Origin of the sequence: Campylobacter ureolyticus (assembly GCF_027277485.1) — a bacterium.
GTDB lineage: Bacteria > Campylobacterota > Campylobacteria > Campylobacterales > Campylobacteraceae > Campylobacter_B > Campylobacter_B ureolyticus_B.
Genome location: NZ_JAPXGQ010000007.1, coordinates 58449 through 75961, shown reverse-complemented (window position 1 = coordinate 75961; position 17513 = coordinate 58449). Strand labels below are relative to the sequence as shown.

Genomic DNA, 17513 nt, shown 5'->3' with positions numbered 1-17513 from the left:
AAGAAAGTTTATTGTAAAATAAGCCCTTTGATTATATTTTAAAAGGTTAGATGTGTTTGTACAAATAGGTGAATCACTTAGATCAGCTGTGAATAAGCTTAGAATTGTCGATGATGAAAAGGCACTTAAAAATGCTCTTGTAACGCTTAGAAAAGCACTTTTAAAATCAGATGTTCACCATAAAGTGACAAAAGATTTTGTTGCTATGATAGAAGATGATTTAAAAGAAAATGGCATTGGGCAAAAGCAATTTCTAGATTCAATTAAAAAGAATTTAACAGATATTTTAACAGCTCCTGGAAATCAAGGATTTGTTTATTCAAGCAAGCCACCAACAGTTGTTCTTATGAGCGGACTTCAAGGTGGTGGTAAAACAACATCAACTGTCAAACTTGCAAATAGCCTAAAACAAAAAAATAAAAAAGTATTAATAGCTGCTGCAGACTTACAAAGACTTGCTGCAGTTGAACAGTTAAAACAACTTTGCGAGGCAAATGAAATAGATCTTTTTTATATAGAAAATGAAAAAGACCCTGTTAAAGTTGCAAAAGAGGCTTTGCAAAAAGCTAAAAAAGAGCTTTATGATGTGCTTTTTGTAGATACTGCAGGAAGACTTGCAATAGATGAAGCTTTAATGAGTGAGTTAAAAGATGTTAAAAACGCCCTAAATCCGGATGAAATTTTTTATGTAGCAGATGCCATGAGTGGGCAAGATGGAGTTAGGACAGCTGATACATTTAATAAAGAGCTTGGAATAACAGGGGTTATTTTAAGTAAATTTGATGCTGATACAAAGGGTGGGGTAGCTATTGGTATAGCTCATCAAATTGGAGTTCCTTTAAGATTTGTTGGAACAGGTGAAAAAGTAGTTGATATAGAAGGCTTTATACCTGATAGAATTGTCGGAAGAATAATGGGAGAAGGCGATCTTGCTACTTTGGTTGAAAAAACAAGTGCTGTTTTTAATGAAAAAGATGTAAAAGATATAACCAAAAAAATTAAAAAAGGGAAATTTACATTTAATGACTTCGTAAGTCAGCTTGAAAGTGTTAAAAAACTTGGAAATATGAAAAGTTTAATTGGAATGTTGCCAGGAATGGGAAATTTAGCTGAAAAAATAGGCGATATGGATTTAGAAAATTCCAAAGAAATAGTTCATATAAAAGCTATGATTGGTTCTATGACGCCAAAAGAAAGAGAAAATCCAGATTTGTTAAATAATTCAAGAAAAAGAAGAATTGCTGCAGGAGCTGGCCTAACACAAATGGAAGTTAATAAATTTATAAAACAATTTGCAAACGCTTCAAAGCTTGCTAAAAAACTCACAAACAAAGGTGGCATTCGTGGGATGGCATCTTTAATGCAAGGCGGACAGAAATTTCCGGGATAATCTTCTCGGAAAGTTTTATTATGAATAAGGCTTTTTATTTATAATAAAGCTTATATTAAAATTAACAAGGAGAAAAAATATGGCAACAGTTGTAAGACTAACAAAAATAGGTCGTAAAAAAAGACCATTTTATCGTATAGTTGTAACAGATAGTAGAAAAAGAAGAGATGGTGGATATATAGAAAGTATTGGCTATTATGATCCTATGGCAAATCCAGAAGTTGTTAAATTTGATGCTGAAAGATTGCAGTATTGGAAAAGCGTTGGAGCAAAACTTAGTGAGCGTGTAGAGAGAATAACCAAATAGAGTCTGAAATGGTTGAAGAATTTATCAGACAATATGCTTTACTTATATGTGAGTATCCAGAAAAAATAAAAATAGAAAAAATAAAAATCGATGATAATTTTTATGAAATTATCATTTATGCAGATAAAACTGATACTGGGAAACTAATAGGCAAAGATGGTAAAATGATAAACGCTATAAGAACTGTTGTTCTTGGCTATAAAGCCAAAGATTCAGTTTCTTATAAATTTAGTGTAAAAGCCCTAGAAGAGTAGTTTTTATGAGTGAGCTTCTTACAGTCGCCAAAATTGGTAAAACTATAGGACTAAGAGGGGCTTTAAAACTACATAATAAGAGCGATTTTGTCTCACAATTCAAAAAAAATGCTAAATTTTTTTTAAGTGATGGCACAATACTTGAAATTCTGTCTTATAATAGTTCTAGTTCACAAGTAATTTTTAAAGATTATGAAAGTATAGAGCTTGCTTCAAATTTGGTAAATAAATTTCTTTATCAAAGCATTGAAGCTACTAGGAAAAATTGTAAGTTAAAAAAAGATGAGTATTTCTACTTTGATATAATAGGTCTTGAAGTTGTAGAAAACGGTGAAATCTTAGGAATAGTTGTGGATATTTTAGAAGTAGGAGCAAATTTTTTATTTGAGATAGAAACTGATGCAAAATTGGTTAGTCAAGGGTTTGTAAAAAGTTTTTTTGTTCCATACATTGATGAATATTTAGATAAAATTTCAATCCAAACAAAACAAATTTTTACAAAAAATGCAAAACTTATTTTAAAAGAGTCATGAAATTTAACTTTATAACTCTTTTTGAAAATCTTATAAAGCATTATTTTGATGATTCTATATTAAAAAGAGCCTTGGATAAAAATATTTTTGAAGTTAATTTTATAAATCCAAGAAATTTTAGTAAAGATAAACATAAAAAAGTTGATGATTATATGATAGGTGGTGGAGCTGGACTTTTGATTGGTATTCAGCCACTAAGTGATGCAATTTTAAATATAAAAAACAAAAATCCAAATACTCATATAATTTACTTAACTCCAGTTGGTAAAAAATTTACTCAAAAAGATGCAAAAAGACTTTCAAAAAAAGATAATATTACTTTTATTTGTGGGCGTTATGAAGGTATAGATGAAAGAGTTATAGAAAAATATGTAAATGAGGTATTTTGCATCGGAGATTTTATTATGACAGGCGGAGAACTTGGAGCTCTTTGTATGTGTGATGCGATTTGTAGAAACATAAATGGAGTTTTAGGAAATGCCAATTCACTTGAAGTTGAAAGTTTTGAAAATTCACTTTTAGAGGCACCATCTTTTACAAAACCAAATATTTTTAAAAATTTATCTGTGCCTTCAGAGTTTTTAAAGGGAAATCACGGTAAAATATCAGCTTTAAAAAATCAAATGGCGAGATTAAAGACAAACTATTTTCGCCCTGACTTAAAGGACAATCATGAGAAATAAATATATACAAGCTTTTGAAGAAGCTCAAATTTCTAAAAGAAGTATTCCTGAATTCCGTGCGGGCGATACTTTAAGAGTTGCTATAAGAATTACTGAAGGTGAAAAAACAAGAATTCAAAATTTTGAAGGTGTTTGTATAGCTAAAAGAGGAACTGGAACAGGCCAAACTTTTATAATTCGTAAAATTGGCGCAAACAATATTGGCGTTGAGAGAGTTTTTCCACTTTATGGTGAAAACCTTGAAGAGATAAAAGTTTTAAGACATGGAAAAGTTAGAAGAGCAAAACTATTCTATTTAAGAGATAGAAGAGGTAAAGCTGCAAAAATTAAAGAGCTTAGAAAATAATCAAAAATAAAAGAGTTGTAACTCTTTTATTGACTTAAATCAACAACTACAACAAAATAAAAGTTATAATATCCTATAAATTTAAAAAAGGATATTGTAATGCAGATTTATAAATTTAACAAAACTGAATTTAATGGTGTTAATGCTAAGCTTTTATATGAAGATAAATTTTCAAAAGAAATTTGTCTTAGTATGGCAAAAAACAGCTTTATGAAGGAGCATTTTGCTCCAAATCCTATAAAAATTCACGTTTTAAAAGGCAGTGTTGAGTTTTGTGTATACAACGAAAAGGTTATTTTAAACGAGCTTGATATGATAGCTCTTGGTTCTATGGTTAAGCACTCGTTAAAAGCTAACGAAGATAGCATAATAAGACTGAGTCTATCTTTAAATGATACTTTTTCAAGAGTTAAAGAAGTTTTAAATAAATAAATTTTATCATATTTTAAAAATATATAAAAATCATTAATCAATAATCATTATAATTTCACTAAAAAATAATATAAGGTGGATTATGATCTTGCAAGATATAAAAAAAGAAGTAAGCAAGGTGGTTGTTGGACAAGATGAGCTTATTAACGCTTTACTTATAGGTCTTATTTCAAACGGTCATATTTTGGTTGAGGGAGTTCCAGGTTTAGCAAAAACAACGGCTATAAATGCATTGGCAAAAAGTCTTGGTATAGCGTTTAAAAGAGTTCAATTTACACCTGATCTTCTTCCAAGTGATATTATAGGAACTGAGGTTTACAATGTAAAAACTGGCGAGTTTTATCTTAAAAAAGGACCCGCTTTTACGAACTTACTTCTTGCTGATGAAATAAATAGAGCTCCTTCAAAAGTTCAATCTGCACTTTTAGAAGTTATGCAAGAAAAACAAATTACAATTGGCGATAATTCATTTAAGCTTGATGAACCTTTTTTGGTTATGGCTACACAGAACCCAATTGAACAAGAAGGTGCTTATAAGCTTCCTGAAGCTCAGCTTGATAGATTTTTAATGAAAATTTTAGTTGGTTATAACACTTATGATGAAGAGCTTGAAATAGTAAATAGAGTTGTTGTAAAAGGTTTTGAAAGCATAAATCAAGTTGCCTCAAAGGATGAAATTTTAAATTTAAAAAATGAACTTAAAAAAATTCATTTTGATGAGGAAGTTAAAAAATATATGATAAAACTTATTTTTGCTACAAGAAAACCTAGTGAATATGGTTTATCTCAAATTGGTGAATTTTTGGAATTTGGTGCAAGCCCAAGAGCAAGTATTGATTTATATAAATCAAGTGCAGCGTATGCGATGATAAACGGTAAAGACTATGTAACTCCACTTGATATTGCAGTTGTTTTAAAAGGTGTTTTAAGACATAGAATAATATTAAATTATAAAGCAAAAGCAAAAGATATAACGCCAGATATTATAATAGAAAAAATCCTAAACACTATAAAGGCACCATAAATAAATGAATCGTGCAAAAGAAATTTTTATAAAAGCCAAAAAAAATGTCTTTAACTCAAACTTTGGTCTTTATGAAAGCTTGATAAAAGGTGATGGGCTTGATTTTAGAGAGATTAAAGAGTATGAAAATGAGGATTTAAGGCGTATTAACTATAAAGCTAGTGCAAAAAGTGGTGAGTTAAAAGCAAATGTTTTTAATGAAACAAAACAGATGAATGTTGTTGTAGTTTTGGCCTTAAGTAGTAGTTTAAAATTTGGCTCAAGTAGGCTTAAACTAGATCTTGCAGCAGAGATTTTTGCACTTTTATCTCTTGCGGCAACTATGGGTAAAAATTTGCTTTTTCCAGTTGTTTTTAGTAATAAACCTGAGCTTTTTTATGAGCCAGTTAGTGATGAAAATGAAATCTATGAAATAACAAAAGATATTTTAAATCTAAATACTTTTAAAAAGGAGATTGATTTTAAAAAATTGAGTGAGTTTTTAAATAGTGTCATTAAAAGAAAAGCTGCTGTTTTTTTAATAAGTGATTTTTTAGAAGAGATTGATTTAAGTGAAATATCATATCAAAATGATGTTTATGCGGTTGTTTTAAGAGATTTTTTTGAAGAAAATTTGACAACTTTAAATGATGTTGATTTGATAAGCCCATTTGATGGAGATAAATTTGAAGCAAATTTAGATGAAATTTCCATTAAAAGATATAAAAAACTTTTAAAAACACATGATGAAAAATTAAAAGAACATTTTTTACAAAACAAAGTTTCTTTTGGCAAAATTTATACAAATGATGAGCCACTTTCAAAGCTCATACAAATAGCAAGGCGTTAAAATGCAAGAATTTGATCTTTTAAAAGAGTTAAAAGATATTAAAGGTATTAGCGAAATTGATTTAAGCTTTTTATATCCGTGGATTTTTTTAATTTTAATTTTATTTTTAATCGCCATTTTTTGTCTTTTTAAAATAATTTTTATGCCAAGATATAAAAAAATTAAAAAAATATCTAAAAAAGAGTTGGCATTTAATGAGCTAAAAAGTATTGATTTTAAAAATGAAAAAGAAAGTATTTATAAATTTAGTCAAAACTTTCCATATTTTTTAGATGAAAATAACAAAGATAAATTTAATGAAATCAATAAAAAACTTGAAATTTATAAATATAAAAAAAATACTCCAACTCTTGATAAAAATTTAAAAAGTGAAATTTTAACTTTGATTAAAAGTTTAAAGCCTAAGGACATAAAATGATTGAGTTTGAAAATTTATGGGCTTTTTTAATTCCTTTTATTTATCTTATTTTTTTAAAATTTTGCAAGCAAAAAAAAGAAGCCTTTTATTTCTCAAACATAAAAATGCTTAAAAATGCGACAAAAAATAGAACTATTTTAAAAGAAATTTTAAAATTTCTTTTAATTTTATCATTAAGCACAGCTCTTGCAAGTCCTATAAAAAAAGATGAGATAAAATCATCAAACTCACAAGGATATGAAATAGCTTTAATGCTTGATGCAAGTGGTTCTATGAGTGAGGGAAATAAATTTGAAATTGTTAAGGATATATTAAATGATTTTATAGATAAAAGAAAAGATGATGCCTTGGCTTTAAATGTTTTTGCTGATTTTGCTTACACAGCTATTCCTTTGACTTATGATAAAACAAGTATAAAAAGACTGCTTGAAAAGATAAAGCTTGGTATGGTTGGATTAAACAAAACCGCACTTTATGAAGGACTTTTTTTAACTTCAAATTTATTTAAAGATAGTAATTCTAAAAATAAAATTATAATTTTACCAACTGATGGTATTGATAACGCAGGAACAATTCCACTTGATGTAGCTATAAAAACAGCTCAAAAATATAATATCAAAGTCTATACGGTTGGTGTTGGAAGAGTTGGAGATTTCAATCCAGATGTTTTAAGATATATCGCACAAGAAACAGGTGGAAAGTATTACTCATCAAGCTCAAGCAGTGGACTAAAACAAATTTATGATGAGATAGATAAGCTTGAAAAAAGCGAGATAGAATCACAAAAATTTATTAAAAAGACATATTTTTATTTTTACTTTTTAGGTTTTGGACTTTTTTTAATGGTAGTTTTATTTTTATATGACAATAGGAAAATAAATGTTTGAGTTTTTATATTTAGAAGTTTTATATTTGTTAATAATCCCATTTATATTTATTTTTTTAGTTAGAAAAAGTAGAAGATTAAAGGCAATTTTTTCAAAAGAAGTAATGAAAGAAATTTATATTAAAAAAAGTGGCTTTTCAAAAAGATTAAGAGCTTATATTTTGATTTTTAGCCTTATTTTTGGCATTATTTCTCTTGCTAGGCCAGTTATTACAAATGGCGAAATAAAAATAAAACAAAGCTATATAAACGCAGTTATAGCACTTGATATATCAAATTCAATGAGAGTTGATGATCTTTTTCCAAGCCGTTTTGAATTTGCTAAAAATAAAATTTATAGTTTTTTGGATAATGCGATGGATAAGCGTTTAGGAGTTGTTGGGTTTAGCAATGAAGCTTTTATGATATCGCCTTTAACAAGTGATTTTAGCTCATTAAAATATCTTATTTCAAATTTAAATTTTTCAAATTTAAATTTACAAGGAACAGATATTTACTCGCTTTTAAGATCAGTTGATACTCTTTTTAAAGATGAGAAAAATAAAATTTTGGTTTTATTTAGCGATGGTGGGGATAATGAGGAATTTAGTAAAGAAATTAAATTTGCTAAAGAAAATAAAATAAGCGTGTTTGTTTATCTAACAGCAACAAATAAAGGCGGACTTTTTAAAGCACCAAATAATGATGTTGTGCTTTTAAAAGCAAATCAAAACATTAAAGATTTAGCTTTAAAAACAGGTGGTGCGTATATGCAAAGCTCACTAAATAACGATGATATGAAAGCTTTAAACTCATTAATAAGTTCAAAATTTAGCAATAATGAAACAAAAGATGAAATGATAAAAGATCAAAAAGAGCTTTTTTATTATCCTCTTTGTTTGGCGATAGTTTTATTTTTTATGGTAAATTTTTCCTTGCCTTTTAGGAGAAAAGCGTGAGATATTATATAGGTTTTATTTTATCAATTTTAGGAATTGCATTAATTTTATTTTTTAAATATCCTGAGTTTTCTACCATTTCAAAAGCAAAAGAGAGTTTTAATTTAGCAGATTATAAAACAGCTGCCAAAAACTATAAAAAGCTAAATTTACCAAAAGCAAAATATAATGAAGGTGTGTCAAACTATAAAGATGGAAATTTTAGTGAGTCTTTGCAAAATTTTAAAGATGCAAAAGATGATAATTTAAGTTTTGAGAGATTGCATAATTTAGGCAACACGTATGCAAATTTACACGATTTTAACAAATCTATTTTGTCTTTTAAAAAAGCTTTAGAGATAAAAGATGATAATGACACAAGGTTTAATTTAGAACTTGTTGAAAAAATACAAGATCAAAACAAAACCCAAAATAACCAAAATAGTAGTGATAGCAATAACGAACAAAATCAAGATAAAAATCAAAATAGTAACCAAAACAGTGATAATAATAGCGAACAAGACAGTCAAAATTCCAAAGATGAAAACGAGCAAAACAAAAATCAGCAAAACAGTGATAAACAAAATAGTGAAAAAAACGAGCAACAAAACGACAAGCAAAACGATAATAAATCAAATGAAAACCAAGAAGATAAAAACAATCAAGAAATTGAGCAAAACAATAATAAAGAAGAAAATAAAAACAAACAAGAAAATGAACAAAGTAATGAAAGCCAAGAAAACAGACAAAACGAAAACAGTAATATAGCGCAAAAAAGTATTACAAATGAGCAAAAAAAAGATCAGCAAAGAGAAGATGAAAATAAAGAAAACCAAAATGTTGGTAAGCAAGTTGAAAATAAAAAAGATGATAAAATAGATGAAATTCCAGCAGATATAAAACCAATCAGCGATATGGAAGAAGCAAAATGGCAAAAAGCTTTAGAGTATAGAAATATCGGAACTTTTTTAATGCCTATAGGTGAAAAAAATCATAAAAGTGAGGATAAAAATGTTAAACCTTGGTAGAGTATTTTTAATTTTTACACTATTTATAAATTTGGCTTTTTCAAAAGCTAACTTAACTCTTGATACACCAGTTGTTTATGAAGGAAATTTAGCGCAATTTAGCATAGTTGCCGATGGAAATAAGGTTAAATTTCCAGATATTGATGAGGTTGGTGGATATGTTATTTTAGGAACTTCAAGTTCGCAAAATATTAGCATTATAAACGGAGCTAAAAGCAAAACTGTTTCTAAAATTTATGCTTTTAAGCCTTTAAAAAGTATTGAAATTCCAAGCTTTGAAGTTTTAGTTGATGGAAAACTTTATAAAACAGAACCTGCAAATTTAGAAGTTGTAAAGCAAACTCCAAATAAAACTGGTGATGAGTTTATGGTTGAGCTAAAAACTAATAAAAATAAGCTTATTTTGGGTGATCATTTAAAGCTTGATGTTGTTTTTAAGATAAGAGCAGATGTAAAATTTGATAAATTTGATTATGAGTTTCCAAAGATAGAGCATTTTTTAGTAAAACAGTTAAATGATGTAAAAAACAGCAGCGAAAATGGCTATATAACGCAAACAATATCTTTTTTACTTTTTCCACAACAAGCTGGAAGTTATGAAATATCTCCATTAAAAGCTTATTTTGGAAATATACAAAAAGATCAATTTAGCGATCCATTTTTTAGCTCATTTTTTGGCAACGCAAATATAAAGTGGAAAGATACTATTTCAAATTCTTTAAATTTAGAAGTTTTGCCTCTTCCTGGCAATGTTCAAAATTTTGGTAAATTTAGCATTGATGCAACTGTTGATAAAACAAAAGTAAATGCAAATGAGCCAGTTAATTTAACACTAAAAATTAATGGCGATGGAAACATAGAAGATATAAAAAAGTTTTATTTAAAGATAGATAATGCATTGATTTATCCAAATAATCCAGAGATTAAAAATTACTTAAATAATGGTTTATATGGTGGTGAGTTTTTACAAAAATTTGCTATAGTAGGCGATAGAAATTTTACAATTCCAGCTATAAATTTTAGTTATTTTGATAAAGACTTAAACTCTACAAAAACAATCTCTTCACAAGAGATAAAAATAAAAGTTTTAAACTCAAATTTGCAAAATTTATCTCAAGCTCAAAACTTACCTAAAATTTTAGTTTCAGATGATCTAAAAAGTGATCATTTAAACGTAATAAAAAATGAAAATTTATCAAATTTAAATACTAAAACTAGTAAAAAATATTTAATTTTAACTTTTATTTTAGGATTTATATTAGGCATTGTTTCTATGATTTTATTTCCAAAAATTAACCTCAAAATAGAAAAAAAACAAAAACCAATCATAGAAAAGCTAAAAGCTGCAAAGAGCGATAAAGAGTTATTTGATTTACTTCTACCATATATTAAAACTTCTAAATTTATAGATGAAATTTTGGCTTTGCTTGAAGAAAATTTATATAAAAATGCTTCAAATGAAATAGATAAAAGAAAAATTATAGAATATTTTTTAAACATTTAAAATTTGCAAAAAAGAAATTTACCTAAAATAACTCAAATTTTAGGTATAATTTCACATTTTAAAATTAAAGGAAAACCATTTTGGATACGGATCATTCCACTTTTATGCTATTTTTAGCATTTATTTTTATATTTTTAAATGCTTTTTTTGTACTCTCTGAGTTTTCAATTGTTAAAGTTAGAAAAAGTAAGCTTGAAGAGCTTATTCATGAAAATGTTCCAAATGCAAAACTTGCTTTAAAAATCACAAATTCCCTTGATACTTATTTAAGCGCCACTCAACTCGGAATTACACTAAGTTCACTTGCACTTGGTTGGATTGGAGAGCCTGCTGTTGTAAGACTTATAGAATCTCCTATAAAAGAGTTTTTTAGTGTAAATGATATAGCGCTTCACACAATTGCAGTTGGAATTTCATTTACTTTTATTACGCTTTTTCATGTTGTTCTAGGTGAGCTTGTGCCAAAGTCTATAGCTATAGCAAAAACTGAAAAAATTGTACTTTTTGTAGCAAAACCACTTCATGCATTTTGGCTTTTATTTTTACCTTTTATAAAAATTTTTGATATTTTGGCTAAAACTATTTTAAATATAATTGGCATAAAACCTGCAAGTGAAAATGAAATAGCTCATTCAGAAGAAGAGATTAAGATCATTGCAGGAGAAAGCCTAAAAGTAGGAGTGCTAGACTCATTTGAGAATGATATTATTCAAAATGCGGTTGATTTTGGTGATACAGTTGCAAAAGAAGTTATGACTCCAAGAAAAGATATGATTTGTCTAAATAAACAACTTAGCTTTGAAGAGAATTTTAAAATCGTTGTAAATTCCGGCTTTACAAGATTTCCATACATTGATGGAAGTAAAGATAATGTTTTAGGAATGATACATATAAGAGATTTGATTTTACAAAACAAAGAAAAAGATTTTAATAAAATAGTTAGAAAAATTATAATTGTTTCAGAAAATACTTCAATTGCTAAAATTTTGCCGATGATGAATAAAGAAAGAATTTCTGCAGCACTTGTAATTGATGAGTATGGTGGAACATCTGGACTTATTACCATGGAAGATATAATTGAAGAAATTTTAGGCGATATTATAGATGAGCATGATGATAATGTTACAACTTTTAAAAAGTTAAATGATGATAGCTATGAGTTTATAGGAAGAAGCTATATTGAGGATGTTGAAGACATTATGGGGGTTAAGTTTGACGATGATATAGAGGAAAATACAATTGGTGGATACGCCTTTAATCTAATTGGAAAACTCCCTGTAGTTGGAGATAAAGTAAGTGATAAAAACTGCACTTACGAAGTTTTAGCTATGGATAAAACGGCTATTTCAAAATTAAAAATAACAAAAATAAGTAATTTATAATAAATTTATAAATTTGATTTAGAATTTCAAATTTATTTTACAATTTCATCTAATTTTGGGAGATAAATGTTTAGATCTTTTTTTTGCGATAAAAAATGGCGTCTTTGGGCCTATGGCGGAGTTGTGTTTATACTTTGTTCTTTGGTTTTACAAACTCAGCTAAATGTTGCAATAAATAATTGGTATAAAGACTTTTATGATATGTTGCAAAATATAAAAGATTATAATATTAATGATTTTTGGAAAGAAATTTGGCGATTTTTATATATTGCAATGCCTTATGTCATTACTTACACAATTACATCTTTTTTTGCTAGTCATTGGGCTTTTAGATGGAGGGAAGCGATAACTTTTTCATATATTCACCAATGGAAAGAGTGTCATAAAGATATCGAGGGAAGTTCCCAAAGAATGCAAGAAGATATTTATAGATTTGCTAAAATTGTAGAAGATTTAGGCGTTAGGGTTGTAAGGGCTTTTATGACATTAATCGCATTTACGCCTATTTTATGGGCTTTAAGTGATAAAGTTCCACTTCCATATTTAAAAGAAATCCCAGGAAGTCTTGTTTGGGTAGCTCTTAGCATAAGTCTTGGAGGACTGGTTATATCATGGTTTGTTGGTATAAAACTTCCAGGACTTGAATATAATAATCAAAAAGCAGAAGCTGCTTTTAGAAAAGAGCTTGTTTATGCAGAAGATGATAAGCTAAATTATGCCAATGAAACAGTTGCAAGAGGACTTTTTAGGGCTTTGCAAAAAAACTATTATAAACTTTTTTTACATTATGGTTATTTTAATATATGGCTTATTTCATTTTCCCAATTTATGGTAATAGTTCCGTATATGATAATGGGAGCAGGGCTTTTTACAGGCCTTATTACACTTGGAATTTTAGTTCAAGTAAGCAATGCTTTTTCACAAGTTAGGGAAAGTTTTAGCGTGTTTATAGATAACTGGACAACCATAACAGAATTAAGAAGCATTCATAAAAGACTTAGTGAGTTTGAAGAAAACATAAACTATAAAAGCGTGAAATTTTCATAAGTTTATAGCTATTTTTTAAAATAAAACTCAGGCTTGCTAAAAATATCATTTTAATAAAAATTATCATTAACATTTATCAATTATTTATATTTTTTTAAGTCCTTAAAAGATATAATGAAAGCCAAATATAAACAATGATTTCGACTATTAAAATGTTTTTATAATGATAACGGAGAAAAGATTGCCCAACTAAAAAACACAACTAAAAAACCGTATAAACTAAAATAAAACAATTTATTTATAGTTTATATGTGTTTAAATAAGGTGAAATATGGTTAATGATGGAGTTTTTACTAAATTTTTAAATATGATTTTTCCTGATAATAAAGATTTTCCTATACGATCTGCAATTGTAAAAATTCTTTTTTACAACAAACATTTAAGCGCTAAAATGATAAAAGAAATTTATGAAAAACAAGAAAAAAATAGTGTTAGTATAAGTACTATCTATCATATAATAAATTTACTTGAAGAAAAAAATCTAATAAAATCTATAAATTTAAAAAATGTTATTTACTATGAGCTTGAAAATGGTTTAAGACATGATCATTTAGTTTGCATAAAGTGTGGAAAAATAGTTGAATTTATTGATGAGAGTTTTTCAGATTTAGAGCAAAATTTGGGTAAAATATATGAGTTTAACATAGAAGGTAGGATATTAATTTTACAAGGAGTTTGCAAAAAATGTCAATTGTCATAAAATCAAATTTAAAAGATAGAGTTAGACTTAAATCAGATCTTTTTACAAATAAAAATGAGGACTTTATAAATCAAATTTTAGAAGATAAAGTTATAGATTTAAGATTTAATTTGGCTTGCAATTCGCTTATAATAAAATTTAATTCCTTGGAAATTTCTTTAAACGATATACTTGATTTACTCTATGAGTATTTTAAAATTTCTTCAAATTTACCAAAACAAAAGATTGAAAATTCACTTAAAACTTGTAGTGAGTGTTTGGTTTGTAAAAAAACTCACTCTAAAAAAACTTGGAGAAGAAAAGTTTATGAAATAGTTGGTTTAAGTGTGGTTGCGGTAGTTGTTTTTGTAAAAGAACATATTTTAGCAACCCCTTTTTCAGCCATTTCAAATATTGCACTTGGAAGTCTTAGTGTAGTTGCAGCACTGCCACTTTTAAATGAGGCCAAAAATGATATTTTGAATAAAAAATTTAGCCTTGAAACTTTCATGGCATTTTCTTTACTTTTAGCTATTTTTGGTGGTGAGATAGCAGCTGCTTTTGAAGTTATTTATATATTAAGGGCTTCTAGATTATTTGAAGAATATACCGCGCAAAAATCTCGCATTGCAATTAAAAATTTGATAAAAATGGATGTTAAGCAAGTATATGTTTTAAATGGCGATATCGAAATACAAACGAATTTAGAAGATGTTAAAAAAGGCGATATCGTAGTTTGTGTGAATGGAGAAAAAATTTGTGTTGATGGTGAGGTTGTATATGGTGAGGGATATGTTGATGAAAGCATTATAAATGGCTATAGTCAAGCTATTTATAAAAAAATTGGAAGTAGTGTTTTTGCAAATACAACCTTAAATGATGGAAAAATTCACATAAAAGTAAATGCCGTTGGAAACGAAACTTATATTTCGCGTGTAATTAATGATGTTGAGAAGTATTTAAGCTTAAAATCTACAAGTGAAATTGAGGCTGATAGGCTTGCTAAAAAAGTTTTAAAACTTGGTTCATTTATGACGGTTGCGACGCTATTTTTAACAGGTTCTTTTACTAATGCTTTTAGTGTAATGATTATTATGAGTTGTCCATGCGCTACTATTTTAGCAGCAAGTTCTGCTGTTAGTTCAGCTATTGCAAGTGCAGCAAAGAATGGAATTTTGATTAAAGGTGGTGAGCATTTAGAAAAAATGAGCAAAGCAGATATAGTTTGTTTTGATAAAACAGGCACACTAACTACAAATACTCCAGTTGTATTAAGCCATGTAACAAAACTTGATGAGGATGAGTTTTTTCAAGTATTGTCAAATTTAGAGTATAAAAATACTCATCCAATTGCAAAAGCAGTGAGTAGATATTGTCAAAATTTAGGTTTTAAGCCAATTTCAAGCTCAAATAGTTGCAGTGTTGTTGGACTTGGAGTTATGGGTGAGTTTAATGATAATAAATATCTGCTTGGAAATAAAAAATTTATGGTCGATAACTCGATAAGACTCCCGTATAATAGTAATTTTTTGAAAAACAATGAGCATGCAACAATTATATTTTTAGCTAAAAACTCTAAATTTGTTGGATGCTTGTCTATATCGCACGAGATAAGAGATGGAAGCAAAGAAGCTATATTAGAGCTTAAAAAAAGAGATGTTAAAAAAATAGTCTTATTAACCGGAGATGATGAACTTGTGGTAAATGAATTTGCAAAAGAGTTTGAATTTGATGCTGTTTATCCAAATTTAATGCCTGATGAAAAAGCTAATTTAGTAAATTCTTTTTCAAAAAAAGGCGTTACTTTAATGATAGGAGATGGCGTAAATGACACTTTGGCTATGAGTAGAGCAGATATTAGTGTTTCTTTTGCAAGTGGTGGAAGTGAGGCTGCTATAGAAGTATCAAATATCGCTATAACAAATTCTGATCCAAAAGATATAATAAAGCTTTTTGATTTAAGCAATTTGGCTTTAAAAAAGGCAAATCAAAACTATAAAATAGGAACTTTAACAAATATATTAGGCTCTATTTTGGCGATGTTTGGCATTATTACGCCAGCAGCTGCAGGGCTTATACACTTAGCTCATACTGGGGCTATTTTATACAATTCAAGCAAAGTCAAAATTTGATAATGATTTTTAAGTGATTTTAAGTTTGGTTTAAAATAAAAAATATGATAATATTCTAAAAATAATAGGAGGAAGTAATTGAAAATAACATCTGAAATGATACTTAAAATTATGTCATACTGCTCTTTAATCCACCATATAAATGGTAGGTTAAGAGTTAGAATAAATCCTTCCATTAAGAAGGAGTTGGAAAATTTTAGTAAAGATGAGATTGCAAATTTTAGCGAGAGTTTTAAATCAAGCATTGAAAACTTTGCAGGCATTAAAAATATAAAACTAAATAAAACAGTTGCATCTTTAACAATAGAATATGATAAAGATATTATTCCAAAGAGTTTTTGGGATAATGTTTTAAATGGAAAAGATTTAGATATCGCAGCTAATAAATTTAATCAATTATTAAAGGATGCAGCGTGAAAAAAGAGTTAAATGATGCCATAATTCACGAAGAGCAAGGCATAAAAATGTATGAGGAGTTTGCTTTAAAATTTAATGAGCCTGTTTTTACTGAAATTTTAAATGTTAAAAAAACAGGAAGTGAGTTTTTAAAATCTGCAAATTTACAAAATGGTAAAAATAATGATTTTTTAAAAGAGATAAGCTTTGAAAATTTAAATAACATAAATGATAAAAATGATGCTATTTTTAAAGCATTATCTTATGAGATCGAAAGTGAAAATTTATATAACGAACTTGCATCAAATGAAAATAATGAAGCTTTAAAAGATCTTTATTTTAGAATTTGGGCAACCTCTACAAACGAGTATAAAAAGGCTTTGCAAAATTTATTAAATTTAGAAACTTTTGAAGATGGTGAACAAAATTTTAAAGAAGATAAGCATATAAATAAAGACACAAACGCCTTTAATTATGCAAGGGAATTTAGTGAGGCATTAGAAAAATTAAAGGATGGCAAAATGACTGCAAATGAAGCTTTAAATTTGCTTCAAAATCCAAATATATCATTTATTGGAGGAGCGTTCATAGGAGCTTTGGGCGGTGTTTTGCTAAATCAACTTTTAGATAAAAACAACAATAGTCATGAAGAATAACTTTTTAAAGGAGAGAAAAATGGCACTTCCATTTGTAGCAGGTATTGCAGTAGGAGCAGGGTTAATAGTCGCTTATAACAATAAAAGTAAGATAAAAAATACTATCTTAGAAAAAGCTCAAAAAACAAAAGAGTTTGCAAGCGATTTAAAAGATAAAGTTTGTGATAGTAAATGTGATTGCGAGGAAGTAAAAGATAGCGTTATCAAAGATTGCGAGAAAGCAAAAGATGATGTTATAAAAGAGGGTGAAAAAGTAAAAGAAAGCGTTAAAAAAGCTGTAAATAAAACAAAAGATACTATCTCAAAAGAAGTAGATAATTTAAAAGAAAAAGTTCAAAACACTAAGACTTCAAATAAGTAAGCAAAGGAATATAACTAATGTTTAAAACATCAACTAGCAGGCTTCCAGCTGATCATTTTATAAGTGGGGCACTTTTTGGCGGTATGACTGCAACTGCACTTGAGTTTTATAGTAATAAGCAGTCAAGTTCAAAAGATAAGGTTAAAAATATAAGCAAATTTGCTATTGAAGGCGGTATCGCTACATCATTATCAATAAGCGCATCAAATAAAATTGTTCAAAAACAGTATTTAAATGCCGCTTTTGATATGGCGTTAGGAATTGGACTTATTTTGGCGATTGAAAATATATTAAAAACAGGAGAATGAA

General features: G+C 27.8%; 22 protein-coding genes. All 22 read left to right on the top strand.

What is annotated here, in order from left to right:
• Positions 1-52: 52 nt before the first annotated feature.
• A complete protein-coding gene (ffh, locus tag O6B72_RS05220) occupies positions 53-1390 on the top strand; it encodes a signal recognition particle protein (protein ID WP_101636485.1) in 1338 nt (445 codons plus the stop codon).
• A 79-nt stretch (positions 1391-1469) separates the two neighbouring features.
• Positions 1470-1697, top strand: coding sequence for a 30S ribosomal protein S16 (gene rpsP, locus O6B72_RS05215; RefSeq protein ID WP_018712360.1), 228 nt, complete (start codon positions 1470-1472; stop codon positions 1695-1697).
• A gap of 8 nt (positions 1698-1705) precedes the next feature.
• Positions 1706-1951 (top strand): KH domain-containing protein, encoded by a 246-nt coding sequence (locus O6B72_RS05210; RefSeq protein ID WP_101636486.1) that lies wholly within the window; start codon positions 1706-1708, stop codon positions 1949-1951.
• A gap of 5 nt (positions 1952-1956) precedes the next feature.
• Positions 1957-2484, top strand: a complete 528-nt coding sequence (rimM, locus tag O6B72_RS05205; protein WP_269492418.1) for a ribosome maturation factor RimM — start codon at positions 1957-1959, stop codon at positions 2482-2484.
• Complete coding sequence (gene trmD / locus O6B72_RS05200) at positions 2481-3167, top strand: tRNA (guanosine(37)-N1)-methyltransferase TrmD (RefSeq protein WP_269492417.1); 687 nt, start codon at positions 2481-2483, stop codon at positions 3165-3167. The genes rimM and trmD overlap by 4 nt, the downstream gene beginning before the upstream one ends.
• Entirely contained in the window at positions 3157-3513 is a 357-nt protein-coding gene (rplS, locus tag O6B72_RS05195) for a 50S ribosomal protein L19 (RefSeq protein WP_024961588.1), read from the top strand. Before trmD ends, rplS begins: the two co-directional genes overlap by 11 nt.
• 99 nt (positions 3514-3612) lie before the next feature.
• Complete coding sequence (locus O6B72_RS05190) at positions 3613-3945, top strand: cupin domain-containing protein (protein ID WP_101636489.1); 333 nt, start codon at positions 3613-3615, stop codon at positions 3943-3945.
• Positions 3946-4027: 82 nt separating this feature from the next.
• Positions 4028-4969 carry an AAA family ATPase gene (locus tag O6B72_RS05185; RefSeq protein WP_269492416.1) on the top strand — a complete coding sequence of 314 codons (942 nt, stop codon included), beginning with the start codon at positions 4028-4030 and terminating at the stop codon, positions 4967-4969.
• A 4-nt stretch (positions 4970-4973) separates the two neighbouring features.
• Positions 4974-5798, top strand: a complete 825-nt coding sequence (locus O6B72_RS05180; protein WP_050333876.1) for a DUF58 domain-containing protein — start codon at positions 4974-4976, stop codon at positions 5796-5798.
• 1 nt (position 5799) lies between these two features.
• Entirely contained in the window at positions 5800-6216 is a 417-nt protein-coding gene (locus O6B72_RS05175; protein ID WP_050333879.1) for a hypothetical protein, read from the top strand.
• Complete coding sequence (locus O6B72_RS05170) at positions 6213-7103, top strand: vWA domain-containing protein (RefSeq protein WP_269488535.1); 891 nt, start codon at positions 6213-6215, stop codon at positions 7101-7103. The genes O6B72_RS05175 and O6B72_RS05170 overlap by 4 nt, the downstream gene beginning before the upstream one ends.
• Positions 7096-8040: a vWA domain-containing protein gene (locus O6B72_RS05165; protein ID WP_269492415.1), complete on the top strand. Its 945-nt coding sequence runs from the start codon at positions 7096-7098 to the stop codon at positions 8038-8040. The genes O6B72_RS05170 and O6B72_RS05165 overlap by 8 nt, the downstream gene beginning before the upstream one ends.
• The gene (locus tag O6B72_RS05160; RefSeq protein ID WP_101636494.1) at positions 8037-9047 is read left to right on the top strand and encodes a tetratricopeptide repeat protein; all 1011 of its coding nucleotides are present in this window, start codon (positions 8037-8039) and stop codon (positions 9045-9047) included. Before O6B72_RS05165 ends, O6B72_RS05160 begins: the two co-directional genes overlap by 4 nt.
• Positions 9031-10551, top strand: a complete 1521-nt coding sequence (locus O6B72_RS05155) for a BatD family protein (protein WP_101636495.1) — start codon at positions 9031-9033, stop codon at positions 10549-10551. Before O6B72_RS05160 ends, O6B72_RS05155 begins: the two co-directional genes overlap by 17 nt.
• Before the next feature lie 104 nt (positions 10552-10655).
• Positions 10656-11933, top strand: a complete 1278-nt coding sequence (locus O6B72_RS05150) for a hemolysin family protein (protein WP_101636496.1) — start codon at positions 10656-10658, stop codon at positions 11931-11933.
• A 66-nt stretch (positions 11934-11999) separates the two neighbouring features.
• Positions 12000-12980, top strand: coding sequence for a putative transporter (locus O6B72_RS05145; protein WP_101636497.1), 981 nt, complete (start codon positions 12000-12002; stop codon positions 12978-12980).
• 271 nt (positions 12981-13251) lie between these two features.
• Positions 13252-13680 (top strand): Fur family transcriptional regulator, encoded by a 429-nt coding sequence (locus O6B72_RS05140; RefSeq protein ID WP_101636498.1) that lies wholly within the window; start codon positions 13252-13254, stop codon positions 13678-13680.
• Complete coding sequence (locus tag O6B72_RS05135) at positions 13665-15791, top strand: heavy metal translocating P-type ATPase (protein ID WP_101636499.1); 2127 nt, start codon at positions 13665-13667, stop codon at positions 15789-15791. The genes O6B72_RS05140 and O6B72_RS05135 overlap by 16 nt, the downstream gene beginning before the upstream one ends.
• A gap of 78 nt (positions 15792-15869) precedes the next feature.
• Positions 15870-16208, top strand: coding sequence for a hypothetical protein (locus O6B72_RS05130; RefSeq protein WP_018712338.1), 339 nt, complete (start codon positions 15870-15872; stop codon positions 16206-16208).
• Complete coding sequence (locus O6B72_RS05125) at positions 16205-16843, top strand: ferritin family protein (RefSeq protein ID WP_101636500.1); 639 nt, start codon at positions 16205-16207, stop codon at positions 16841-16843. Before O6B72_RS05130 ends, O6B72_RS05125 begins: the two co-directional genes overlap by 4 nt.
• A gap of 19 nt (positions 16844-16862) precedes the next feature.
• Entirely contained in the window at positions 16863-17204 is a 342-nt protein-coding gene (locus tag O6B72_RS05120; RefSeq protein ID WP_101636501.1) for a hypothetical protein, read from the top strand.
• Between the two features lie 17 nt (positions 17205-17221).
• Complete coding sequence (locus O6B72_RS05115; protein ID WP_101636502.1) at positions 17222-17512, top strand: hypothetical protein; 291 nt, start codon at positions 17222-17224, stop codon at positions 17510-17512.
• Position 17513 lies beyond the last annotated feature (1 nt).

Excerpts from the sequence above, each read along its gene's own strand:
- rpsP (WP_018712360.1), top strand. The coding sequence starts at position 1,470 with ATGGCAACAGTTGTAAGACTAACAAAAATAGGTCGTAAAAAAAGACCA.
- O6B72_RS05210 (WP_101636486.1), top strand. The coding sequence starts at position 1,706 with ATGGTTGAAGAATTTATCAGACAATATGCTTTACTTATATGTGAGTAT.
- rimM (WP_269492418.1), top strand. The coding sequence starts at position 1,957 with ATGAGTGAGCTTCTTACAGTCGCCAAAATTGGTAAAACTATAGGACTA.
- trmD (WP_269492417.1), top strand. The coding sequence starts at position 2,481 with ATGAAATTTAACTTTATAACTCTTTTTGAAAATCTTATAAAGCATTAT.
- rplS (WP_024961588.1), top strand. The coding sequence starts at position 3,157 with ATGAGAAATAAATATATACAAGCTTTTGAAGAAGCTCAAATTTCTAAA.
- O6B72_RS05190 (WP_101636489.1), top strand. The coding sequence starts at position 3,613 with ATGCAGATTTATAAATTTAACAAAACTGAATTTAATGGTGTTAATGCT.
- O6B72_RS05185 (WP_269492416.1), top strand. The coding sequence starts at position 4,028 with ATGATCTTGCAAGATATAAAAAAAGAAGTAAGCAAGGTGGTTGTTGGA.
- O6B72_RS05180 (WP_050333876.1), top strand. The coding sequence starts at position 4,974 with ATGAATCGTGCAAAAGAAATTTTTATAAAAGCCAAAAAAAATGTCTTT.
- O6B72_RS05175 (WP_050333879.1), top strand. The coding sequence starts at position 5,800 with ATGCAAGAATTTGATCTTTTAAAAGAGTTAAAAGATATTAAAGGTATT.
- O6B72_RS05170 (WP_269488535.1), top strand. The coding sequence starts at position 6,213 with ATGATTGAGTTTGAAAATTTATGGGCTTTTTTAATTCCTTTTATTTAT.
- O6B72_RS05165 (WP_269492415.1), top strand. The coding sequence starts at position 7,096 with ATGTTTGAGTTTTTATATTTAGAAGTTTTATATTTGTTAATAATCCCA.
- O6B72_RS05155 (WP_101636495.1), top strand. The coding sequence starts at position 9,031 with ATGTTAAACCTTGGTAGAGTATTTTTAATTTTTACACTATTTATAAAT.
- O6B72_RS05150 (WP_101636496.1), top strand. The coding sequence starts at position 10,656 with ATGCTATTTTTAGCATTTATTTTTATATTTTTAAATGCTTTTTTTGTA.
- O6B72_RS05145 (WP_101636497.1), top strand. The coding sequence starts at position 12,000 with ATGTTTAGATCTTTTTTTTGCGATAAAAAATGGCGTCTTTGGGCCTAT.
- O6B72_RS05140 (WP_101636498.1), top strand. The coding sequence starts at position 13,252 with ATGGTTAATGATGGAGTTTTTACTAAATTTTTAAATATGATTTTTCCT.
- O6B72_RS05135 (WP_101636499.1), top strand. The coding sequence starts at position 13,665 with ATGTCAATTGTCATAAAATCAAATTTAAAAGATAGAGTTAGACTTAAA.
- O6B72_RS05120 (WP_101636501.1), top strand. The coding sequence starts at position 16,863 with ATGGCACTTCCATTTGTAGCAGGTATTGCAGTAGGAGCAGGGTTAATA.
- O6B72_RS05115 (WP_101636502.1), top strand. The coding sequence starts at position 17,222 with ATGTTTAAAACATCAACTAGCAGGCTTCCAGCTGATCATTTTATAAGT.